The sequence below is a fragment of the Amycolatopsis oliviviridis genome, assembly GCF_014654365.1.
Lineage (GTDB): Bacteria > Actinomycetota > Actinomycetes > Mycobacteriales > Pseudonocardiaceae > Amycolatopsis > Amycolatopsis oliviviridis.
The window spans coordinates 91,983-110,360 of record NZ_BNAY01000010.1 but is presented as its reverse complement, the minus strand read 5'-3'; the positions used below and the strand labels follow the sequence as shown (position 1 = coordinate 110,360).

Below are 18,378 nucleotides of genomic sequence, written 5' to 3'. Positions count from 1 at the left end.
CATGTCCGAGTCCGTGGGATCCCCGGGGCTGTGGGCGATCAGCATCGCCGTCCTGATCGCCCTGCTCGTCGCCGATTTCGCCGTGACCCGCAAACCGCACGAGGTGTCGATGCGGGAGGCCGCCGGGTGGTCGGTCTTCTACCTCGCGCTCCCGGTGGTGTTCGGGCTCTGGTTGTGGCTCGAATTCGGCGGTGGCCAGGCGGTCGAGTTCATGACGGGGTTCGTCGTCGAGAAGTCCCTGTCGGTGGACAACCTGTTCGTCTTCATGCTGCTGCTCGCCGCCTTCGCGGTCCCGGCGGCCGTTCAGCAACGTGTCCTGCTGTACGGCATCGTGGGCGCGCTGGTGCTGCGCGGCGTGTTCATCGCGGCCGGGGCCGCGATGCTGTCGGCGGGCACCTGGGCGTTCCTCGTCTTCGGCCTGATCCTGTTCGCGTCGGCGGTCAAGATCCTGCGTGAGGCCCTGTCGAAGGACGACAACGAGAAGGATCTCTCCCAGCTGCGGTCGGTCCGGTTCCTGCGACGGCTGATGCCGGTCACCGACGATTACCGCGGCACCCGGCTGACCGTGCGCGAACACGGGCGGCGCGCGCTCACCCCGCTGGCCGTCGTGGTCGTCGCGGTCTTCGCCACCGATGTCGTGTTCGCGGTCGATTCGGTGCCCGCGGTCTACGGCATCACCGAAGACCCGTATCTCGTGTTCGCCACGAACGCCTTCGCCTTGCTCGGCCTCCGCGCCCTGTACTTCGTGCTCCACTCCGCGCTGGCGAAGCTGATCCACCTGAACCACGGTCTCGCGATCATTCTCGCGTTCATCGGGGTGAAGCTGGTCCTGCACTGGGCACACGGGATCTGGCCCGCCGTGCCGCAGGTCCCGACCCCGCTGTCGCTGGGCGTGATCATCGCCGTCCTCGCCGCGGTCTCGTTCACCAGCCTGTACGCGCGCCGTCGCGAGGCCGCCAGGACGGCACAGGAGTGAGCGATGATCACCGGACTCGTCGTCGGCTTCCTGATCGACCTCGCCGTCACCGCGCTCTTCCTCGGCGCGTTGCTCCTGGTCTTCGCGGCGATGCGGCCGCCCCGGCCGCCGCCGTGATCGAACACTGGCGTGTCGGGTGTCCGAACCGGCGGCCTGTCCGGTACGACCGGTACTCTTCGCGATGGTTGAGAAGACAGCCGTCTTCTGTTCGCGCGCCGGAAATCCGGTGAGGAAAGGTGGCTGTCCGTGTCCAACGCCGTGCGGCACGGCGAGCAGTCCCCACCTCGTAGACCCTCACCGCAGCTGGATCGTCTGCATGTCCTGCTGATCGAGGACGACGACGGCGACGCGCTCCTGGTCGAGGAAATGCTCGCGGACGCGGCCGAGAGCCTCGAACGGGTCGTGCTCGAAAGGGCGACGACACTCGAGCAGGTCCTTGGGCGGCCGATCACCGCCGACTGCGTGCTCCTCGACCTCCAACTGCCGGACGCGACCGGCCTGACGGGGCTGACCCGGCTGCGGCAGCACGCGCCGTCCACGGCGGTGATCGTCCTGACCGGCCGTGAGGACGAGGCGCTCGGCGTGTCCGCGCTGGGGGCCGGCGCGCAGGACTACCTGGTCAAACATCACGTCGACGGCCAGTTGCTGGCGCGGACCCTGCGCTACTCCTGGGAACGCAGCCGCGCCGAACGCGTGGAGCAGCAACTGCTCCAGCATCAGTTGCTGGCCAGTGAGAACGCGCGGCTCGAACGCGGTCTGCTGCCGACGCCCCTGGTGACCGATCCCCGGCTCGGTCTCGCGGTGCGGTACCGGCCCGGCCGGAACGGGGCCCTGCTGGGCGGCGACTTCTACGACGCCGTCGAACTCCCCGACGGCACCCTGCAGCTGGTCATCGGGGACGTCTGCGGGCACGGCCCGGACGAGGCGGCGCTCGGCGTCGCGCTGCGGATCGCGTGGCGTTCGGTCGTGCTCGCCGGGCTGCCGATGGCGGAAACGCTGGCGATGGTGGAAAAGATGCTGCAGCACGAGGCGCTGGGCCCGCTGTTCGCCACCGTCTGCATGATCACCGTCGCCCCGGACCGCCGGTCGCTGCGGATGAGCCTGGCCGGTCATCCGCAGCCGCTGCTGGTCGACGACTCGGGCGGCAGGCTGCTGTCCAGGGAGGCGCTCGGCCCACCGCTCGGCGTCGCGCCCGGCATCGGATGGCGTGAGCTGACGGTGCCGATGGGACCGCGCTGGTCGCTGCTGCTGTACACCGACGGTCTGTTCGAAGGACGCGTCGAGGGCAGCGGGGAACGGGTCGGCCTCGAACGGATGGCCGCCACCGCCCTGGACAGCCTGACCGCCGAGGGCGGCTCCGCCGCGATACTCGACCACCTGATCAGCGAGATGGACGTCCTGCACGGCGGGCCGCTGGACGACGACGTCGCGCTGGCCCTGCTCACGTTCGATTCCGGGGAGCCGCCTCGATGAAACCCGTCTGGTCGATCAGCCGCTGGGCCGCGTTGTCCGGGGTGATCGCCACCCTGCTGCTCGGCGGCGCGATCGTGGCCGGGTCGCTGGCGCTGACGAACCTCACCGATTCGCGCGCGAGGCTGCTGGACGTGACCGGTCCGCAAGTGCTGCAGTCCACGTCCCTCGCCACGGCGATGCTGAACCAGGAGACCGGCGTCCGCGGCTACATCCTGGCCGGGCGGCGCGAGTTCCTGGAGCCGTACCAGGAGGGGCTGCGGGCGCAGGAGGCCGCCGTCGCCGAGCTGTGGCGGCTCGGCGCCATCCCCGGCACCGCCATCGGAGACGATCTGGACCGGGTGCTGAGGGCCGCGACGACCTGGCGCCGGGCGGTCATCGAACCCGTGCTCGCCGGCGCCCCCGCCACCGGCGCGCAGGTGGACGCGAGCAAACCGCTGTTCGACGAGGTCCGCGGTTCGCTGAGCGTGTTGCAGAGCCGCCTGGAATCGGAACGGCTGGACGCGCGGGAGGATCTGTCGTCCTCAGCCGACGTCCTGCGCGCGATGCTCATCGTGATCGCGGTCCTGCTCTGCGGTGCGCTGGCGCTGGTCTTTCTCGTCCTGCACCGGAACCTGATCAAACCGATCCGGCGGCTGGCCGCCGAGGTCCGTGACGTCGCCACGAGCGACATCCATCGCGAGGTCCGCGGTTCGGGCCCCAAGGAGATGCGCGAGCTGGCGTCCGATGTGGAATCGCTGCGGTCGCGGATCATCGCCGAGGTCACGGATCTGGAGCGCGCGCAGGAGACGATCGCGGTCCGGACCCGCGAGCTGGAGCGGTCGAACTCGGACCTGGAGCAGTTCGCCTACGTCGCTTCGCACGACCTGCAGGAGCCGCTGCGCAAGGTGGCCAGCTTCTGCCAGCTGCTCCAGAAGCGGTACCAGGGCAAGCTGGACGAACGCGGGGACCAGTACATCGGCTTCGCCGTCGACGGCGCGAAACGGATGCAGGCGCTGATCAACGATCTGCTCGCCTTCTCCCGCGTCGGCCGTCGTCCCGGGGAGAACGTCCTGCTGGAGACCGGGGACCTGCTGGACACCGCGCTCGGCAATCTCGAAGACGCGATCGCCGAGTCCGGGGCCCGGGTCACGCACGGGGACCTTCCGGCGGTGCTGGGGGAGAAGTCCCTCTTGACGGCGGTCTTCCAGAACCTGGTCGGCAACGCGATCAAGTTCCGAGGGGAGGATCCGCCGGAGATCGAGGTCTCCGCCGAGCGTGATGGCGCGGACTGGCGATTTTCCGTCACCGACAACGGGATCGGCATCAGCGACGAGTACGCCGAGCGGATCTTCGTGATCTTCCAGCGCCTGCACGGCCGCGGCGACTACCCGGGCACCGGGATCGGCCTCGCGCTGTGCCGCAAGATCGTCGAACACCACGGCGGGAGGGTCTGGCTGGACACCGGCGTCGCGACCGGGACCCGGTTCTGCTTCACCCTGCCCGCAGTACCGGCGCCGGAACCGGCGACGGCCCAGCCAGTCAGCGAAGGAAACGTGCGCGGATGACCGACTCCCTGGAACCGATCCACATCCTGCTGGTCGAGGACGACCCCGGCGACGTCCTCATGACGCAGGAGGCGTTCGAGCACCACAAGATCCGCAACACCCTTTCGGTCGTGTCCGACGGCGAGCAGGCCTTGCAGTTCCTGCGCCGTGAAGCGCCGTACGAGGACGCGGAACGGCCGGGGCTGATCCTGCTCGACCTGAACCTGCCCCGCAAGGACGGCCGCGAGGTGCTCAGCGAGGTCAAGGCGTCGCCGGAGCTGCGCAGCATCCCCGTCGTCGTGCTCACCACGTCCGAAGCCGAAGAGGACATCCTCCGCAGCTACGACCTGCACGCCAACGCCTACGTCACCAAACCGGTCGACTTCGACCGGTTCATCGACGTGGTGCGGCAGATCGACAACTTCTTCGTCACCGTAGTGAAGCTTCCCCGCTGACATCACCGGCCCTTACCGGCCTCAGGGGAAGCGGATCACGGTGATCCCGGCCAGCACGAAGAACACCAGCACCACCAGGGTCCCGCTGTGCCCGCCGGACGAACTGGTCACGACCTGCTCGACGTCGCCGGTCAACCGCACGCCGCAGTCCGCGACGACGGTGTGCCTGCCCGCCTCGATCCGGGTGAACTCGACTGCCGTGGTGAAGGCGCCGGTGCCGTCGGCGTAGGCGTGGCCGACGTTGTCACCGTTCGACGTCAGGTTGACGGGCTCGCCGGGCACACAGCCCTTGCCCGTCGCGGACAGCTTCTCGCCGGGCTGCACGCTCGGCCGGTCGAGGATCAGGTCGTTCGCCTTCGGTGTGGTGCTGCTCGACGACGGGACATCCGTCGACGGCGGAGGCGTGTCCGTTGTGGACGGCGTTGTCGTCGTCGTGGGCGAGGTCGTCGTGGTGACCGGGGTGGTCGGCGTGGTGGTCGTCCCCGGCCTGGTCGGCGTGGTCACCGGGACGGTCGGTTTCGTGGTCGGAGGCACCTTCGTCGTCGGGGGCGCGGTGGTCACGGTCCCGGTCACGCTGTACACCGCGCTTCCGGTCAGCGGCTGGCCGGTCCGTGCGTTCGTGCAGGTGCCCGACACGGTGTGGCCGCCGGGTGTCGCGTTGCCCGGGACCGTCGCCCCCACCTGTCCACTCGGGGCGCTGACCGAAGTGATGGCCGCGCCTTCCCAGGTGAAAGAAATCGGCCCTTTGCACGGGGAGAAATTCCAGGAAATGGTGAAAGAACTCCCGGCGGGTCCGCTCGAAGGTTTCAAACCAACCGTCGATTGATAAGGGGACTGTTGCGCGTTTCCTGCTCCAGGTAGGGAAAGCAGGAACAACAAGCCGGTCACGGTGCCGAATATCAGGCGAACCACGATACGCATTGCGACGTCCCTCTCCGGTAAGTACTCGCTGTAGCATTCCGGACCAGTCGGATTACGAAAACAGGGGATGCGCAAAATGGGACGTGTCATCGCGGCAGGGGTTGCGTTGGGTCTGTGCGCGGTCCTCCTGGGCTCGCCACCGGCCACTGCGGACAGTGGCGGCGGCAGGCTCGACCTGGCGGTCACCCTCGACGACCGGCCCATCACCAACGCGACGGTGATGATCGACCCGGCGAAGCAGATCGAACTCACCGTCACCGCGTCCAACAGCGGCGGGACGCCGGTCAAGGTCCGCAGCGTGCGGGTGTCCGGCGTCGCGCTCGCTCTCACGTTCTTCGCCTACGACACCACGGCGCCGTTCGAGGTCCCCGCGCACAGCCGGGTCACCAGGACCTTCGTCCTGGACATGGCCGACCTGTCCGGTCAGGCGATCGGGCTGCTGCCGTCCACTGTCGAACTGCTGGACGCGCAGCGCGGCACGCTCGGCGAGGCGTCCACGGTCGCCGACATCCGCGGGTCCTTATGGTCCGTCTACGGCGCTTTCGGCCTCGCGATGCTGGTGCTCACCGTGCTGGCGTGGCTGACCGCCCTGCTCGCGCTCGCCCGTCATCGCCTGCCCGCGAACCGCTGGCGCCGCGGCCTGCGCTTCCTCCCCGCCGGATTCGGCACCGGGCTCGTCGCCGTCGTCTCCCTGTCGGTGCTGCGGCTCGTCCCGCCGGAACCGGCCATCGAGATCCCGGTGGTCCTCGGCGCCGCCGTCATCGCGTTCCTGCTCGGTTACCTGACACCACATCCGGCACCCGGGCCCGACAGTGACGAGACGGTCCGCTTTTCCGACACCACCAGGGAATTCAACCGATGAGCGCACCCGCCGAGGTCGTCGCGGCGCTGCCGCAGTACGAGATCGGGGCCGCGATCGGCCAGGGCGGGATGGGGGTCGTCTTCGCGGGCGTCCACCGTTCGCTGCGTCGTGACGTCGCCATCAAACAGCTGCCGTGGGACGTGCTGAACCACGCCGTCAGCAGCGAACTCTTCGACCGCGAAGCGCGCGTGCTGGCCAGCCTCGACCACCCGCACATCGTGCCCGTCTACGACTACGTGCGCACCGGCCGCGAGCATCTGCTGGTGATGGAACGCCTCGACGGCGGCACGGTGCACAGCCGTTTCCAGAGCGGGGGAGTCAGCGCCGAGCAGGCCTGCGCGATCGCTCTGGCGATGCTCGCCGGGCTCCACGCGGCGCACGAAGCGGGCGTGCTGCACCTGGACGTCAAGCCCAAGAACCTGCTCCTCACCACGCAAGGCGTGATGAAGGTGGCCGACTTCGGCATCGCGAAGGTGATCAGCGAGGGCGCCACCCTCGTCACGCACGGCGGCGAAGTCCTCGGCACACCCGCCTACATCGCCCCCGAACAGGCGATGGGCAACGCGCTGAGCCCGGCGGCCGACGTCTACTCGGCGGGCACGGTGCTCTACGAACTGCTGTCCGGGAAGCTGCCGTTCGACAACACGCGGGGCGCGATCAGCATGATGCGCCAGCACATGTTCACCGATCCGCGGCCGATCGACGGCGTGCCCGCGCCGATCGCCGGGGTCGTCATGCGCAGCCTCGCGCGCGAACTCGACTCCCGCTACCGCGACGCGGAGACCTTCGCGGCCGACCTCGCCTCGGCCGCCACCGCCGTCTACGGGCAAGGCTGGCTGGAACGTTCCCGGGTCCCGGTCCGTCATCTCACTCCGAGGGTGATCTCCGCGCTCAGCACCCCGGTCGCCGCGACGGCCCCGGTCGGGGACGGGCCGACGCGACCGGTTCGCCGTCCGGCGCCGGATCCCACGCTGTCGGCGACCCGCGCGACGTTCGAACCGGAGTCCCCGGCCGACGGGCGTCCGGGTGCGGTGCTCTGGTTCCGGCTGGCCGCGGCGCTCGCCGCGATCGCGCTCGTGGTGCTCGCCGTGCTCACTCCGGAACGCCTGCCCCACGAAGCCACGGCGCTGACGGTCGACGGCGCCGCCGCGTCGTCGGCGACCGTGGACCTCAGCAAGACGTTCACGGTGACCGGCCGGGGAAACCCGGCGCAGGTGACCTTCGACCTCGCGGCGGCGGGGATCCCGCTCGGTTCGGCGTCGGCGGTACCAAAGCCCGACGGAGACGGCTTCCGGGCCGATCTCCGGTTCCCCGGGCTCACCCGGTGGATCGTCGGCGGTGCCGTCACCGCGACGGTGACGGCGGACGGCGTTCCCGAGTCCTTCACGGTCGTCACCCGGCAGCATCCGCTCGCGAGCGCGCTCGGCGCGGGCAGCCTGATCCTGGCGTTGTTCGCGTTGGCGTATCTGGAATCCGGGCTGAGGACCCTCCGGAACGGCCGTCGCTGGCGGGGCGCGCTCGTCGGCGGGCCGGTCCTCGGCCTGCTGTTCGGCGCCACGGCGTGGCTGTGCGTCTCGGCGCTGCGCGTGCACGAGCCCGCGGTGCTGTCCGGCGTCGGCTGCTCGATCGCGGGCGCGGTGGCCGCGGGCTTCGTCGTCGCGGCCGCCCGCGTACGGCGTCCGCGCTGAACCCGGGGGCGGCCCGTCGCGCGAGCCGCCCCCGTTCCGGGATCAGGACTTGCGATGCTTGCCTTCGTCGTCCGTGACCTCGAACTGTTCCTTGCGGACCTTGCCGGAGATCGTCTGGTCCTCCGTGACCGTCTCGGTCTTGAGCCTCGCCCGCTCGACCGCGACGGTTTCCTTGTCCACCACCGGTTTCTCGGCGTGCAGCACCACTTCCTGCTCGTCCTCGGCGATCTCGGCCCTCCCGCCGGAAGCGTCGGCGATCGGTTCCCGCTCGATCCGCACCTCCTCGTGGCTGACCGGCACGGTGATCTGCTGCTCCTCGGTGACGACGTACTTGCGCAGCCGTACGTGACCGGTTTCGACCTGCTCGGTGCCGACCTTCAGCCGCTCCTCGGAGCGCGTCATGGTGTGCTCGGCGTCCTGGTCGGACTTCCCGGCGGCCGCGTCCATCCCGGCCTTGCCGCGGCCGGTGTCGCCTCGGCCGGTGCCCTGGCCCTGGGTGCCCCGACCCTGCGCCCGGTCGTCCATCCGGCCGTCCGGCGACGTCCGCGGCATGGGCAGCCCGTAATGCTGGTACAGCCGCGCGCTTTCCTCCTGGGACAGGTGGCCGTCGGCCTCGATACGAGGCGCTTCCGAGACGGCGTCCTTGTCGACGCGGACGTGCACGCCATCCTGGTCCGCGTGCGCGCCCGAGAGCGGGACGAAACTCTCCTTGGAGCCGAACAGGCCCGTCTTGACCGTGATCCACTCCGGCTGATGCGTCGCGTCAGCGAGGTAGACGGTGCCGACCTTGCCGAGTTTGTGGCCGGTCGGGTCGACCACGGCACTGTCGATGAGTTCCTGCGGCTGCATGGTCTTCGCCATCGGTCCTGGCTCCTCTCGAAAGATGCTGGTGAGAAGGCCACCGTCGACCGGACCGGTGATCATGGCAACCGACGTGGTGTACCTGTGGGTGACCCCGGAAAGTGCGGGTTTGAGTCCGCGCTCGCGGGTAAGGATCGGCATGTCTTCGCAGGTGGGAGTGGGTGCCCACGCCGTGATCGGCAGGCACGGGGGATGGTGCGAAGGTGTGGATCTCCCGCCCGCCGAAAATCGGATGCGCGGACGTCCGGGCGTGTCCTAGTCTCGTGATCGTGATGCAGCTACTGCTGTTCCTCTGAGGAACGACGCCTCCACCGGTGCCGCGAACCGCGGATACCGGAGTTCGTTCTTCCTGCTCATCACTTTCACCGGAGGCAGTTCTTTCATGTCATCCCCTCTTTCGCCCGCGCCTGTGCGCGCGGCGCACGTCCGCCTGTCCGGCGTCCACCTCTCCTTCGGAGGACGGCCCGTGCTTTCCGGGGTCGACCTCGTCGCCGCCGCGGGTGAGCGCGTCGCCCTCGTCGGGGAGAACGGTCGCGGCAAGACCACCCTGCTCCGTGTCCTCGCCGGCGAACTGGCCGCCGACCGGGGCGAGGTCCATCGCGCGGGTTCGGTCGGTGTCGCCGACCAGCAGATCCCGCTCGGCGCCACCGACACCGTCGGCGCGCTGATCGACCTCGAACTGGCCGCCGTCCGCGATGCGCTGGCCCGGCTGGAGGCCGCCACCGAAGCGCTCGGCGAGGGTCGTCCCGGCGCGGACGACTTCTTCGCCGCGGCGCTGGAGGAGGCCGAGGCCCTCGACGCGTGGGACGCAGACAGGCGGGTCGAGGTATCGCTGGCCGCCTTGAACGCCGTCGGCGATCGTGACCGTCCACTCGGGACACTGTCGGTCGGGCAACGCCACCGGGTGCGGCTGGCCTGCCTGCTCGGGGCCGGACATCCCGTCCTGCTGCTCGACGAGCCGACCAACCATCTCGACGCCGCCGGGCTCGAACACCTCACGGAGCGGCTGCGCGCCCACCCGGGCGTGGTCGTCCTGGTCAGCCACGACCGGGCGTTGCTCGCGGACGTGGCCACCACGGTGGTCGACCTCGATCCGTCGAGCGACGACCGGCCACGCGTCTACGGCGGTGGTTACGCGGCCTACGTCGAGGGACGGCGAGCCGAACGCGCTCGCTGGGAGGCGTCGCACGCCGAGCAGATCGCCGAACGGCAACGGCTGGCCGGCGACCTGAGCGCGGCGCGGAACCGGCTGCGCGACAACTGGCGTCCGCCCAAGGGCACCGGCAGGCATGCCCGCGCCACCCGCGCGCCGGGGCTGGTCCGCGCGGTCCACCGGCGGCAGGAGGAACTGGCCGAGCACGTGGTGGCCGTCCCGCCGCCGCCCGCCCGGTTCGCCATGCCCGGGCTACCCGAACGTCGCGGCGCGACGCTGCTCCGCGCAGCCGGGGTGACGGTGGCCGGACGGCTCGCGCGTCCGGTCGACCTGGTACTGGAAAGCGGTGACCGGCTGGTGATCACGGGACCCAACGGCGCGGGCAAATCGACGCTCCTGACCGTGCTGGCCGGGGAACTGGAGCCGGATACGGGCACGGTCACCCGCTCCCGGTCGGCGCGGATCGGCAGGCTGGCGCAGGAATCCGACCTGCCGGGCAGGCGGACGGCGATGGAGCTGTACGACGAACAGCTCGCCAGGGCCGGGATTTCCGGGCCGGGGCTGGGTGAACTGGGTCTGCTCGCCGGTTACGACCGGCACCGGCCGGTGGCCGAGCTGTCGGTCGGAGCCCGGCGCCGGCTGGATCTGGCATTGGTGCTGGCCCACCGCCCGCACGTGGTGCTGCTGGACGAACCGACCAACCACCTGTCCGCCACCCTCGTCGACGAGCTGACCGCCGCACTCGGGACCACGCCGGCCGCGGTGGTGATCGCCACGCACGACCGGCAGCTGGCGCGGGACACGGAATCGTGGCCGCGGCTCGCGTTGTGAGTCAAGCCCGGCGGGCGAGGGTGTAGCGCACGGTCTGCGCCAGCACCACGCTCCCGTCGGGCTCGCGCAACGGTTCCAGTTCCGCGAGAACGGCCCGGCGCACGGCGTCGAGGCGGTCTTCCGGAACCAGCTCCCAGAACATCCGCTGGCCCTGCGACCAGGACCAGTCGATCCAGTGCCCGGGGTCGGCGAACTTCACCGGACAGACACGTTCCTCGGACGTGACGCCGGTGAAGCCCGCCGACTCCACGGCCTGGCCGAAGCCCTCGACGGAGGAGAACAAGCCGGCTCTGATCGCCAGCGTCCAAGCCAATTCCGGCGGTACGAACGGTTTGAACACCTCGCGCACGGCCGCCCATCGGGGATCGTCGGCGCCGAACGTCGTCACCCCGATCCGGCCGCCGGGGCGGAGCAAACGGTGCCATGACCGCAGGGCGGCGACCGGATCCGGCAGGAAGAAGACCACGAAGGACGCGAGGAGCGCATCGAAGGAGGCTTCGGGAAGCGTCGGTTCTTGGGCGTCCATAAGGGAAACGGAGACGTGGGTTCCGCGGTCCTCGATATCTTTCGCGGTACGCTCGATCATCTCGGCGGATAGGTCTATGCCCAGTACCGATCCGTCCGGGCCGACCAGCTCGGCCGCCGGGAACAGCACCGCGCCGCGTCCGCAGCCGACGTCCAGCACCCGCTCGCCGGGGACGAGGCCGACCCGGTCGAGCAGCTCCTTGGCGAACACGCCGAAGAAGTCGACGCCGAGGGCGTCGTAGGTCTTCGCCGTCCGGTCGAACAGCAGCGCCATCGCCTGCCGGGTGTCGGTGGTCATGCGCTGGACGATGGCCCGGTGAAAACGGTGTTGTCAACGGACGGCCGGGATTTGTCACGGCGCTCTGGGCGGTGGCGGCGGGAATTCGCCCCGGGGTGCCAAAGACGGCTGAAGGGGCCTTCACGCACCTGCACCGGCGTCTGTCCGCCTGCTGTACATGAAGGACCCCTTCCTTGCGCCTATCGCAAGGAAGGGGTCCTTCATGTACTTCGGCAGAGCGTTGCGAAAGTGGCTTTCACAACGCTTACCTCTCGTCGGACCCACGACCACCACTCACGAGAAGGCGCGTGAGACCTGGGAAAGCACGATGAGCCCGCAGATGACCAGGTTCTTGATCTTGTGGTCCACCAGGATCGCCACGAATTCGCGGATGGTGGCGCTCGGCCAGAAGTACCAGGCCGTCGGCGACCCGATGACCTGGCCGTTCACCTTGGCGCGGCGGGCGATGAGGGCGGCGCGGAGCACGTGGAAGTTGTTCGTGACCACCGTGCACCGGTAGTCCGCCTTCCGCTCCTTCATGATCTCGGCGCTGAAGGTGAGATTCTCGAACGTCGTCCGCGATCGGTCCTCCAGCAGGATCCGTTCCCGCGGCACCCCGTTCTCGACGAGGTACTCGGCCATGGCGTGGGACTCCGGCAGGTCCTCGTCGGGCCCTTGCCCGCCCGAGGTGACCACCATCGGCTCCCGGCCGCGACGGGCCTCGGCGTCCACGACGCGTTTGGCCCGCTTCAGGCGGCCGGCCAGCAGCGGCGGCACCTTGTGGCCCTCCAGCAGTCCCGAGCCCAGCACCACGACGAAGTCCACACCCTTCTCGGTGCGGATGCGGCCGTAGACGATCGAGTACAGCAGGAAACAGACGAAGAGGAACGAGACGTAGACGAGGATCCCGTTGAGGCTGCCCCGGACGATGTCGAGAGGCTCCCAGTCCAGTTGCGTCACCGTCGCGTTGAACACGATCAGCGCGCAGATGCCGAGTCCGGTCAGCAGCGACAGCACGTTGGCCAGACGGCGGCCTTCGCGGCGGAGCATGGTGATCCCGTTGCAGATCAGGAAGACCGTCAGCGCGAGGACCGTCGGGACGATCAGCAGGATCACGCCGAGCGCGACGAAGCCCGCCGCCTCGGGGGACACCGAGGCGAGGAGCGCGATGAAGGTGATGCCGAGGAACAAGAGCGCGAAGAACAGGTAGAAACCGTTCCGCAGCCGACGTCGGTCGCGAAGGAAACTCACCAGGAACGCCGCGCAGCACAAGGCGGCGATGGCGAAGGGGATTGCGGCGGCCCTCACGGGATCTCCAGCTTCGAACGGGTTCGGCGTGGTCGCCGGTGGACGGGCACGCGGTGCGGCGGCATTGAAACACACGGCACGCCGGCCGAAGGTGCCTTCGGTCGGCGTGTCGTCTTGCCTTACCCGGGAGTGATTATCGCTGGCGCTGCACCGGCCGCTCGTCCCACACCGGTTCCGGGGTTTCCCGCACGTGCCCGTCGGTGCCGAACACGAGGTACCGGTCGAAGGAGCGCGCGAACCATCGGTCGTGCGTCACCGCCACCGTGGTGCCTTCGTACGCTTCCAGTGCCTGCTGGAGCGCTTCCGCCGAAGCGAGGTCGAGGTTGTCGGTCGGCTCGTCCAGCAGCAGGATGGTGGCGCCGCCGATCTCCAGCAGCAGGATCTGGAACCGCGCCTGCTGGCCGCCGGACAGCTTCTCGAACCGCTGGTCGCCCTGACCGTCGAGTTCGTACCGGCGCAGGATGTTCATCGCGGGTCCTCGACCGCGCGCGTGTTCGGTCCAGAGGATGTCGACGAGCGTGCGCCCGAGCAGTTCGGGATGCGCGTGCGTCTGCGCGAAGTGGCCGGGGACGACTCGGGCGCCGAGCTTCCACATCCCGTCGTGCGCGACGTCCTCACCGGCCAGCAACCGCAGGAAATGCGATTTGCCGGAGCCGTTGGAGCCGAGCACCGCGACCCGTTCGCCGTAGTAGATCTCCAGGTCGAAGGGTTTCATCAGGCCGCGGAGTTCGAGCCCCTCGCAGGTGACGGCGCGAACGCCGGTCCGGCCGCCGCGCAGGCGCATCGTGATCTTCTGTTCGCGCGGGGGAGCGGCGGGCGCGCCCGCCTCCTCGAACTTGCGCAAGCGCGTCTGCGCGGCGTGGTAGCGCGAGGCCATCTCGTCGCTGCGCGCGGCGTACTGACGCATGTCGGCGACGAGTTTCTTGAGCTGGGCGTGCTTTTCGTCCCAGCGACGGCGGAGCTCCTCGAAGCGTTCGAACCGCTCCGTGCGTGCCTGGTGGTAGGTGTCGAAGCCGCCGCCGTGCACCCAGACGTCGCCGCCGGCGGGTCCGGGTTCGACGCTGATGATCTTCTTCGCCGCCCGCGCGAGCAGTTCCCGGTCGTGCGAAACGAACAGCACGGTCTTCTGGGTCTCACGCAGCCGCTCTTCCAGCCACAGCTTGCCGGGGACGTCGAGGTAGTTGTCCGGCTCGTCGAGCAGGAGGACACCGCAACCGCCGAGCAGCAGCGCCTCCAGGACCAGCCGCTTCTGCTCGCCGCCGGACAGGGTGCGCACCTCACGCCAGCGCGCCTTCTCGTACGGCAGGTTGAGCGCCGCCGTCGTGCACTTGTCCCACATGACCTCGGCTTCGTAGCCGCGGGCGTCGCCCCAATCGCCGAGCGCCTGGGCGTAAGCCATCTGAGCCGCTTCGTCGTCGCGTTCCATCAACGCGAGTTCGGTCTCGTCGACGGCGCGGGCCGCGGCGCGGAGCGCGTCCGGTGACACGGACACGAGCAGGTCCCGCACGGTCCGCTCGTCGCGTACCGAGCCGACGAACTGCGGCATCACGCCGAGCCCGCCGCTGATGGTCACCGAGCCGCCGTCGGGGGCGAGCTCGCCCGAGATCAGCCGCAGCAAGGTCGTCTTGCCCGCCCCGTTGGCCCCGACGAGCGCGCAGACGTTGCCCTCGCCGACGCGGAACGAGACGTCGCCGAGCAGCAACCGCCCGTCGGGCAGGTAGTACTCGACGTGCGCGACTTCCACGTGACCCATCTCGCCAGACTGCCCGTGGCCGCGGAAATCACGCAACGCAATATTTCCGGTAGCCTCGGTGACGTGGAGCGAACCTACTTCGGCGTGCGGCTCAAGCTGATGCTTGCGCTGTTCCTGCCCGAGTTGTTCGTCGTGCTCCCGGTGGTCGGCGGGGTCAACCCGCTGGGCCTGGTCACCGCGCTGACGGCGTCGATCACGGTGGCCAACCCGCTCGGCCTGGCCGCCGCCCTGACGGCGTCCCTCGCCGTCGTCCTGCTCGCGCTCGCGGCGCATTTCCGTCCGGAACCGGCGGCCGCCGCGATGAAGGTGCGGGTCATCAAGCTGCGTGAACGCGCGCAGCTGTTCTTGAGTCTTCGCGACCCCGACGCGCGCGGCCGCGTCCGGCCACGAGCTCCGTCACTGGGCATCTTGGCTGCCTGACCTCTCTTCGTCCGAAGGTGAGGCAGTCACTCCTGCCCACGCACCTTCAAACGACGGAGTGACCCGTTCATGTTCGATGTCTTCCTGTACCCCGTTTCCGCCATTCTCTGGTTCTGGCACAAGGTTTTCGGCGCCGTTGCGAGCCCTGACTCGGGCGTGGCCTGGGTACTGTCCATCGTGTTCCTCGTCTTCACCCTGCGCCTTCTGCTGGTCAAGCCCGCGCTGAGCGCGCTGCGCGCGGGCCGACGCATGCAGGCGCTCGCCCCGCAGATGCGCAAGATCCAGGAGAAATACGGCAAGGACCGTCGCCGGATGGCGGAGGAGATCCAAAAACTGCACTCCGAAAGCGGATCCAGTCCGCTGGGCGGATGCCTCCCGGCGCTGATCCAGCTGCCGGTGTTCTTTTCGCTGTACTGGGTTCTGCGCGACTTCACGCCGGGAGCCCGGTCGAACCACGTCTTCGACCGCGCCGGGGTGGAGTCGTTCCTGAACGCCGACCTGTTCGGCGCGAAGCTCGGCAACTGGCTTTCGCAACCGGCCTCGGAACTCGCCGCGTTCGGCACCGACCACGTCCACATGATCGCGGTCGGGGTGCCGCTGATGCTGATCGCCGGGCTGGCCACGTTCTTCTCGATCCGCTCGGGTCTCAACCGGCAGACCGCGACCGCGCCGCAGGCCGCGGGGATCACCAAACTGATGATGTACCTGGCGCCGGTCGGCATGCTGGTCTCGGGTTCGTTCTTCCCGGTGCCGATCGGCGTGCTGCTGTACTTCCTGGCCACCAACGTGTGGACGCTGGGACAGCAGCACTTCCTCACCAAGGTCGTCGACAGGGAGGAAGAGGCTGTGCGGCAGGGTGGGGGACCGGTCCCGCCGGATGGCTCCACCCTCGCCGCATGATCCGGCCTGGTGGGCCAGATCACCGATAGTCGAACGAGGAACTGTTCGGTACCGGCGTGTCGGGCAAAGCCTGATCGGGAATCATCGCGCTCGCCCGGGAACTGTTCCCGGGCGGGTGGGTGTTCCCGGCGCCGTCCGGCGCCGGGAACGCGTAATCACCGATTTCGCAGGTAGCGGCCTGTGAGCGACGAGGAGTCGTCGGCCAGCGCCGACGGCGTGCCCTCGAACACGACCGTCCCGCCCTCGGAACCCGCGCCGGGCCCGATGTCGATGACGTGGTCGGCGTGCGCGATCACCTGCTGGTCGTGCTCGATCAGGACGAGGGTAGCGCCGCCGTCGACGAGTTCGTCGCAGAGGGCGAGCAGCCGGTCGACGTCGCTTCCGTGCAGACCGGCGGTGGGTTCGTCGAGGACCAGGCGCAGTTCGTCCGAAGGGCCCGCGTCGGCGAGGTGGCGGGCGAGGAGGAGCCGCTGCCTCTCACCGCCGGACAGGGTGTCGAGGCTCTGCCCGATCGTCAGGTAGCCGAGTCCGACCCGGTCCAGCCAACGCAACCGTCGCCCGATCGCGGAGCTCTCGCCGAACAGGGTGGCGGCGTCCGCGGGGTTCATCGCCAGGACGTCGGCGATCGACCGGTCGTTCAGGCGCGCGGCCAGCGCCTCCGGGTTGAACCGGGTGCCGCCACAGGCGTCGCAGCCTGTCTGGACGTCGTCCAGGAACGCCAGGTCGGTGATGATGACGCCTTTCCCTTTGCAGACCGGGCAGGCTCCCCGGCCGTTGGCGCTGAACCACGACGGGTGTTTCCCGGTCGCCTTGCCGAAGGCGTCGCGGACGGGTTCGGCGACACCGAGCACCGTGGCGGGGGTGGAGCGGATGCCACCGCGCAGCGGAGCCTGGTCGACGACGGCGAAATCGGGATGCTGCCGGGGAAGTTCGCCGGTGATCAGGCTGCTCTTTCCGGAGCCGGCGACCCCGGAGACGACGGTCAGGACGCCGAGCGGCACGTCGACGGTGACGTCCTGAAGGTTGTGGCTGCGGGCGCCGGAGATCGTCACGGTTTCCCGTGCGGCGCGAGGCTTTTCCCGGAAATAGAGCGGCGTACGCAGGCTCTGTCCGGTCGCGGTGTTGCTCGCGGCGAGTGCGCCGGGACCGCCTTCGAACTGGACGCGGCCACCGCCCTCACCGCCGGCCGGGCCGAGGTCGATGACGTGATCGGCGGCCGTGATGACCGCCGGATGGTGCTCGACCACGAGGATCGTGTTGTGCGCGTCGCGGAGCTTGGCCAGCAGTTCCAGGAGCCGGTGCACGTCGTGCGGGTGCAGGCCGGTGCTGGGCTCGTCGAACACGTAGCAGACGTCGCTGAGCGCGCTGCCGAGGTGGCGGACGATCTTGACGCGCTGGGCCTCGCCGCCGGACAGCGTCCTCGATTCCCTGGACAGGCTGAGATAGCCGAGGCCGACGGACGCCAGCGCGTCGAGCCGCTCCCGGATCGCCCGGGTCAGCGGCGCCACCGACGGATCGCGCACGGCCGCGACGACGTCACGCAGGTCGCCGATCGGCAGGGCCGACCAGTCCGCGATCGACCGCCCGTCGATCAGGCTGTCGCGCGCCGCCTCGGCGAGGCGGGTCCCCGCGCAGTCCGGGCAGACGCCGCGGGTGACGACTCCGGCGAGCCCTTCCCGTTCCTCGGCGGTGAGGCGCGACGGCGTCTTGCGCAGGTACGAGTCCCGCAGCCGCGGGACGACGCCGTCGAAGAGACCGTGTTTGGGGTAGTCGGAGCCGGGATTGTCGAGGGGAAGTCCCTCGGCGTGCAGCAAAGTGTCCACTTCGGTCGCCGGTAACCGTCGCAACGGGACGTCCGGGTCGACGAGTCCGGAGTGGACGAGCCGCTTCCACCGGTAGGTCCCGGGTGCGAACGTCGGGAAGCGCACGGCGCCGTCGCGCAGGCTTCGCGAGCGGTCGAGCAGCCGGTCGAGATCGATGTCGTCGACCACGCCGAGCCCTTCGCAGCGCGGGCACATCCCGCTGGGATCGTTGAACGAGTAGGCGGGCGAGAAGCCCGCTCCCGGCTTTCCGAGGCGGGAGAACAGCAGGCGCAGCAACGGCGCGATGTCGCTCGCCGTGCCCACGGTGGACCGCGCGTTGCCGGTGAACCGCCGTTGATCCACGATCGTGGTGAAGATCAGCCCGTCGATCCGGTCGACGTCGGCGGGCGGATGCTGGGGGAGCCGGTTGCGGACGAAGGCGGGGTAGGTCCCGGTGACCAGCCGCTCGGCTTCGGCCGCGATCGTGTCGAACGCCAGCGACGACTTCCCCGATCCGGATACGCCGGTGAACACCGTCAGCCGATGCTTCGGCACCCGCACCGACACCTCGCGGAGATTGTTCGTCCGGGCACCCTCCACGGTGATCCACCGGCCACGATCGTCTCGAACTTTCGCCATGACCTCACGCT

At 69.6% G+C, this 18,378-nt stretch carries 16 protein-coding genes; 10 read left to right on the top strand and 6 right to left on the bottom strand.

Features of this window, described 5'->3' with window-relative positions; translation table 11 throughout:
- Nucleotide 1: 1 nt before the first annotated feature.
- From IE302_RS34675 to IE302_RS34660, 4 genes are all read left to right on the top strand, one after another.
- The gene (locus tag IE302_RS34675) at nt 2–976 is read left to right on the top strand and encodes a TerC/Alx family metal homeostasis membrane protein (protein WP_191258679.1); all 975 of its coding nucleotides are present in this window, start codon (nt 2–4) and stop codon (nt 974–976) included.
- A gap of 246 nt (nt 977–1,222) precedes the next feature.
- Nucleotides 1,223–2,449: a PP2C family protein-serine/threonine phosphatase gene (locus IE302_RS34670; RefSeq protein WP_191258678.1), complete on the top strand. Its 1,227-nt coding sequence runs from the start codon at nt 1,223–1,225 to the stop codon at nt 2,447–2,449.
- Nucleotides 2,446–3,993, top strand: a complete 1,548-nt coding sequence (locus IE302_RS34665; RefSeq protein ID WP_191258677.1) for a sensor histidine kinase — start codon at nt 2,446–2,448, stop codon at nt 3,991–3,993. Before IE302_RS34670 ends, IE302_RS34665 begins: the two co-directional genes overlap by 4 nt.
- Complete coding sequence (locus tag IE302_RS34660; RefSeq protein WP_020634700.1) at nt 3,990–4,427, top strand: response regulator; 438 nt, start codon at nt 3,990–3,992, stop codon at nt 4,425–4,427. The genes IE302_RS34665 and IE302_RS34660 overlap by 4 nt, the downstream gene beginning before the upstream one ends.
- A 21-nt stretch (nt 4,428–4,448) precedes the next feature.
- Here the strand turns inward: IE302_RS34660 and IE302_RS34655 are convergent, their stop codons facing one another.
- On the bottom strand, nt 4,449–4,709 hold the full coding sequence (locus IE302_RS34655) for a hypothetical protein (protein WP_229908112.1): 261 nt from the start codon (nt 4,707–4,709) through the stop codon (nt 4,449–4,451).
- A gap of 7 nt (nt 4,710–4,716) precedes the next feature.
- On the opposite strand from IE302_RS34655, the gene IE302_RS34650 reads away from it, so the two are divergent.
- The 3 genes from IE302_RS34650 (at nt 4,717) to IE302_RS34640 (ending at nt 7,898) form a co-directional block, all read left to right on the top strand.
- Complete coding sequence (locus tag IE302_RS34650; RefSeq protein ID WP_191258675.1) at nt 4,717–5,253, top strand: hypothetical protein; 537 nt, start codon at nt 4,717–4,719, stop codon at nt 5,251–5,253.
- A gap of 171 nt (nt 5,254–5,424) precedes the next feature.
- A complete protein-coding gene (locus IE302_RS34645) occupies nt 5,425–6,210 on the top strand; it encodes a hypothetical protein (RefSeq protein ID WP_191258674.1) in 786 nt (261 codons plus the stop codon).
- Nucleotides 6,207–7,898, top strand: a complete 1,692-nt coding sequence (locus IE302_RS34640) for a serine/threonine-protein kinase (protein WP_191258673.1) — start codon at nt 6,207–6,209, stop codon at nt 7,896–7,898. The genes IE302_RS34645 and IE302_RS34640 overlap by 4 nt, the downstream gene beginning before the upstream one ends.
- Before the next feature lie 42 nt (nt 7,899–7,940).
- Here IE302_RS34640 and IE302_RS34635 read toward each other — a convergent pair whose 3' ends face one another.
- Nucleotides 7,941–8,759, bottom strand: coding sequence for a DUF2382 domain-containing protein (locus IE302_RS34635; protein ID WP_191258672.1), 819 nt, complete (start codon nt 8,757–8,759; stop codon nt 7,941–7,943).
- A gap of 382 nt (nt 8,760–9,141) precedes the next feature.
- Here IE302_RS34635 and IE302_RS34630 point away from each other — a divergent pair, with 382 nt between their 5' ends.
- The gene (locus tag IE302_RS34630; protein ID WP_191258671.1) at nt 9,142–10,743 is read left to right on the top strand and encodes an ABC-F family ATP-binding cassette domain-containing protein; all 1,602 of its coding nucleotides are present in this window, start codon (nt 9,142–9,144) and stop codon (nt 10,741–10,743) included.
- 1 nt (nt 10,744) lies between these two features.
- Here the strand turns inward: IE302_RS34630 and IE302_RS34625 are convergent, their stop codons facing one another.
- From IE302_RS34625 to IE302_RS34615, 3 genes are all read right to left on the bottom strand, one after another.
- On the bottom strand, nt 10,745–11,566 hold the full coding sequence (locus tag IE302_RS34625; protein ID WP_191258670.1) for a class I SAM-dependent methyltransferase: 822 nt from the start codon (nt 11,564–11,566) through the stop codon (nt 10,745–10,747).
- A 273-nt stretch (nt 11,567–11,839) separates the two neighbouring features.
- Nucleotides 11,840–12,853 (bottom strand): YdcF family protein, encoded by a 1,014-nt coding sequence (locus tag IE302_RS34620; RefSeq protein ID WP_191258669.1) that lies wholly within the window; start codon nt 12,851–12,853, stop codon nt 11,840–11,842.
- A 133-nt stretch (nt 12,854–12,986) separates the two neighbouring features.
- Nucleotides 12,987–14,606, bottom strand: coding sequence for an ABC-F family ATP-binding cassette domain-containing protein (locus IE302_RS34615; protein WP_191258668.1), 1,620 nt, complete (start codon nt 14,604–14,606; stop codon nt 12,987–12,989).
- 63 nt (nt 14,607–14,669) lie between these two features.
- Here IE302_RS34615 and IE302_RS34610 point away from each other — a divergent pair, with 63 nt between their 5' ends.
- Both IE302_RS34610 and yidC read left to right on the top strand, forming a co-directional pair.
- Complete coding sequence (locus IE302_RS34610) at nt 14,670–15,026, top strand: DUF6412 domain-containing protein (RefSeq protein ID WP_191258667.1); 357 nt, start codon at nt 14,670–14,672, stop codon at nt 15,024–15,026.
- A 69-nt stretch (nt 15,027–15,095) separates the two neighbouring features.
- Nucleotides 15,096–15,926 carry a membrane protein insertase YidC gene (gene yidC, locus IE302_RS34605; RefSeq protein ID WP_191258666.1) on the top strand — a complete coding sequence of 277 codons (831 nt, stop codon included), beginning with the start codon at nt 15,096–15,098 and terminating at the stop codon, nt 15,924–15,926.
- 155 nt (nt 15,927–16,081) lie between these two features.
- Here yidC and IE302_RS34600 read toward each other — a convergent pair whose 3' ends face one another.
- Complete coding sequence (locus IE302_RS34600) at nt 16,082–18,367, bottom strand: excinuclease ABC subunit UvrA (protein WP_191258665.1); 2,286 nt, start codon at nt 18,365–18,367, stop codon at nt 16,082–16,084.
- Nucleotides 18,368–18,378 lie beyond the last annotated feature (11 nt).

Coding starts and splice junctions, on each gene's coding strand:
- IE302_RS34600 (WP_191258665.1), bottom strand. CDS start 18,367: ATGGCGAAAGTTCGAGACGATCGTGGCCGGTGGATCACCGTGGAGGGT.
- IE302_RS34645 (WP_191258674.1), top strand. CDS start 5,425: ATGGGACGTGTCATCGCGGCAGGGGTTGCGTTGGGTCTGTGCGCGGTC.
- IE302_RS34635 (WP_191258672.1), bottom strand. CDS start 8,759: ATGGCGAAGACCATGCAGCCGCAGGAACTCATCGACAGTGCCGTGGTC.
- IE302_RS34665 (WP_191258677.1), top strand. CDS start 2,446: ATGAAACCCGTCTGGTCGATCAGCCGCTGGGCCGCGTTGTCCGGGGTG.
- yidC (WP_191258666.1), top strand. CDS start 15,096: ATGTTCGATGTCTTCCTGTACCCCGTTTCCGCCATTCTCTGGTTCTGG.
- IE302_RS34640 (WP_191258673.1), top strand. CDS start 6,207: ATGAGCGCACCCGCCGAGGTCGTCGCGGCGCTGCCGCAGTACGAGATC.
- IE302_RS34675 (WP_191258679.1), top strand. CDS start 2: ATGTCCGAGTCCGTGGGATCCCCGGGGCTGTGGGCGATCAGCATCGCC.
- IE302_RS34660 (WP_020634700.1), top strand. CDS start 3,990: ATGACCGACTCCCTGGAACCGATCCACATCCTGCTGGTCGAGGACGAC.
- IE302_RS34615 (WP_191258668.1), bottom strand. CDS start 14,606: ATGGGTCACGTGGAAGTCGCGCACGTCGAGTACTACCTGCCCGACGGG.
- IE302_RS34630 (WP_191258671.1), top strand. CDS start 9,142: ATGTCATCCCCTCTTTCGCCCGCGCCTGTGCGCGCGGCGCACGTCCGC.
- IE302_RS34625 (WP_191258670.1), bottom strand. CDS start 11,566: ATGACCACCGACACCCGGCAGGCGATGGCGCTGCTGTTCGACCGGACG.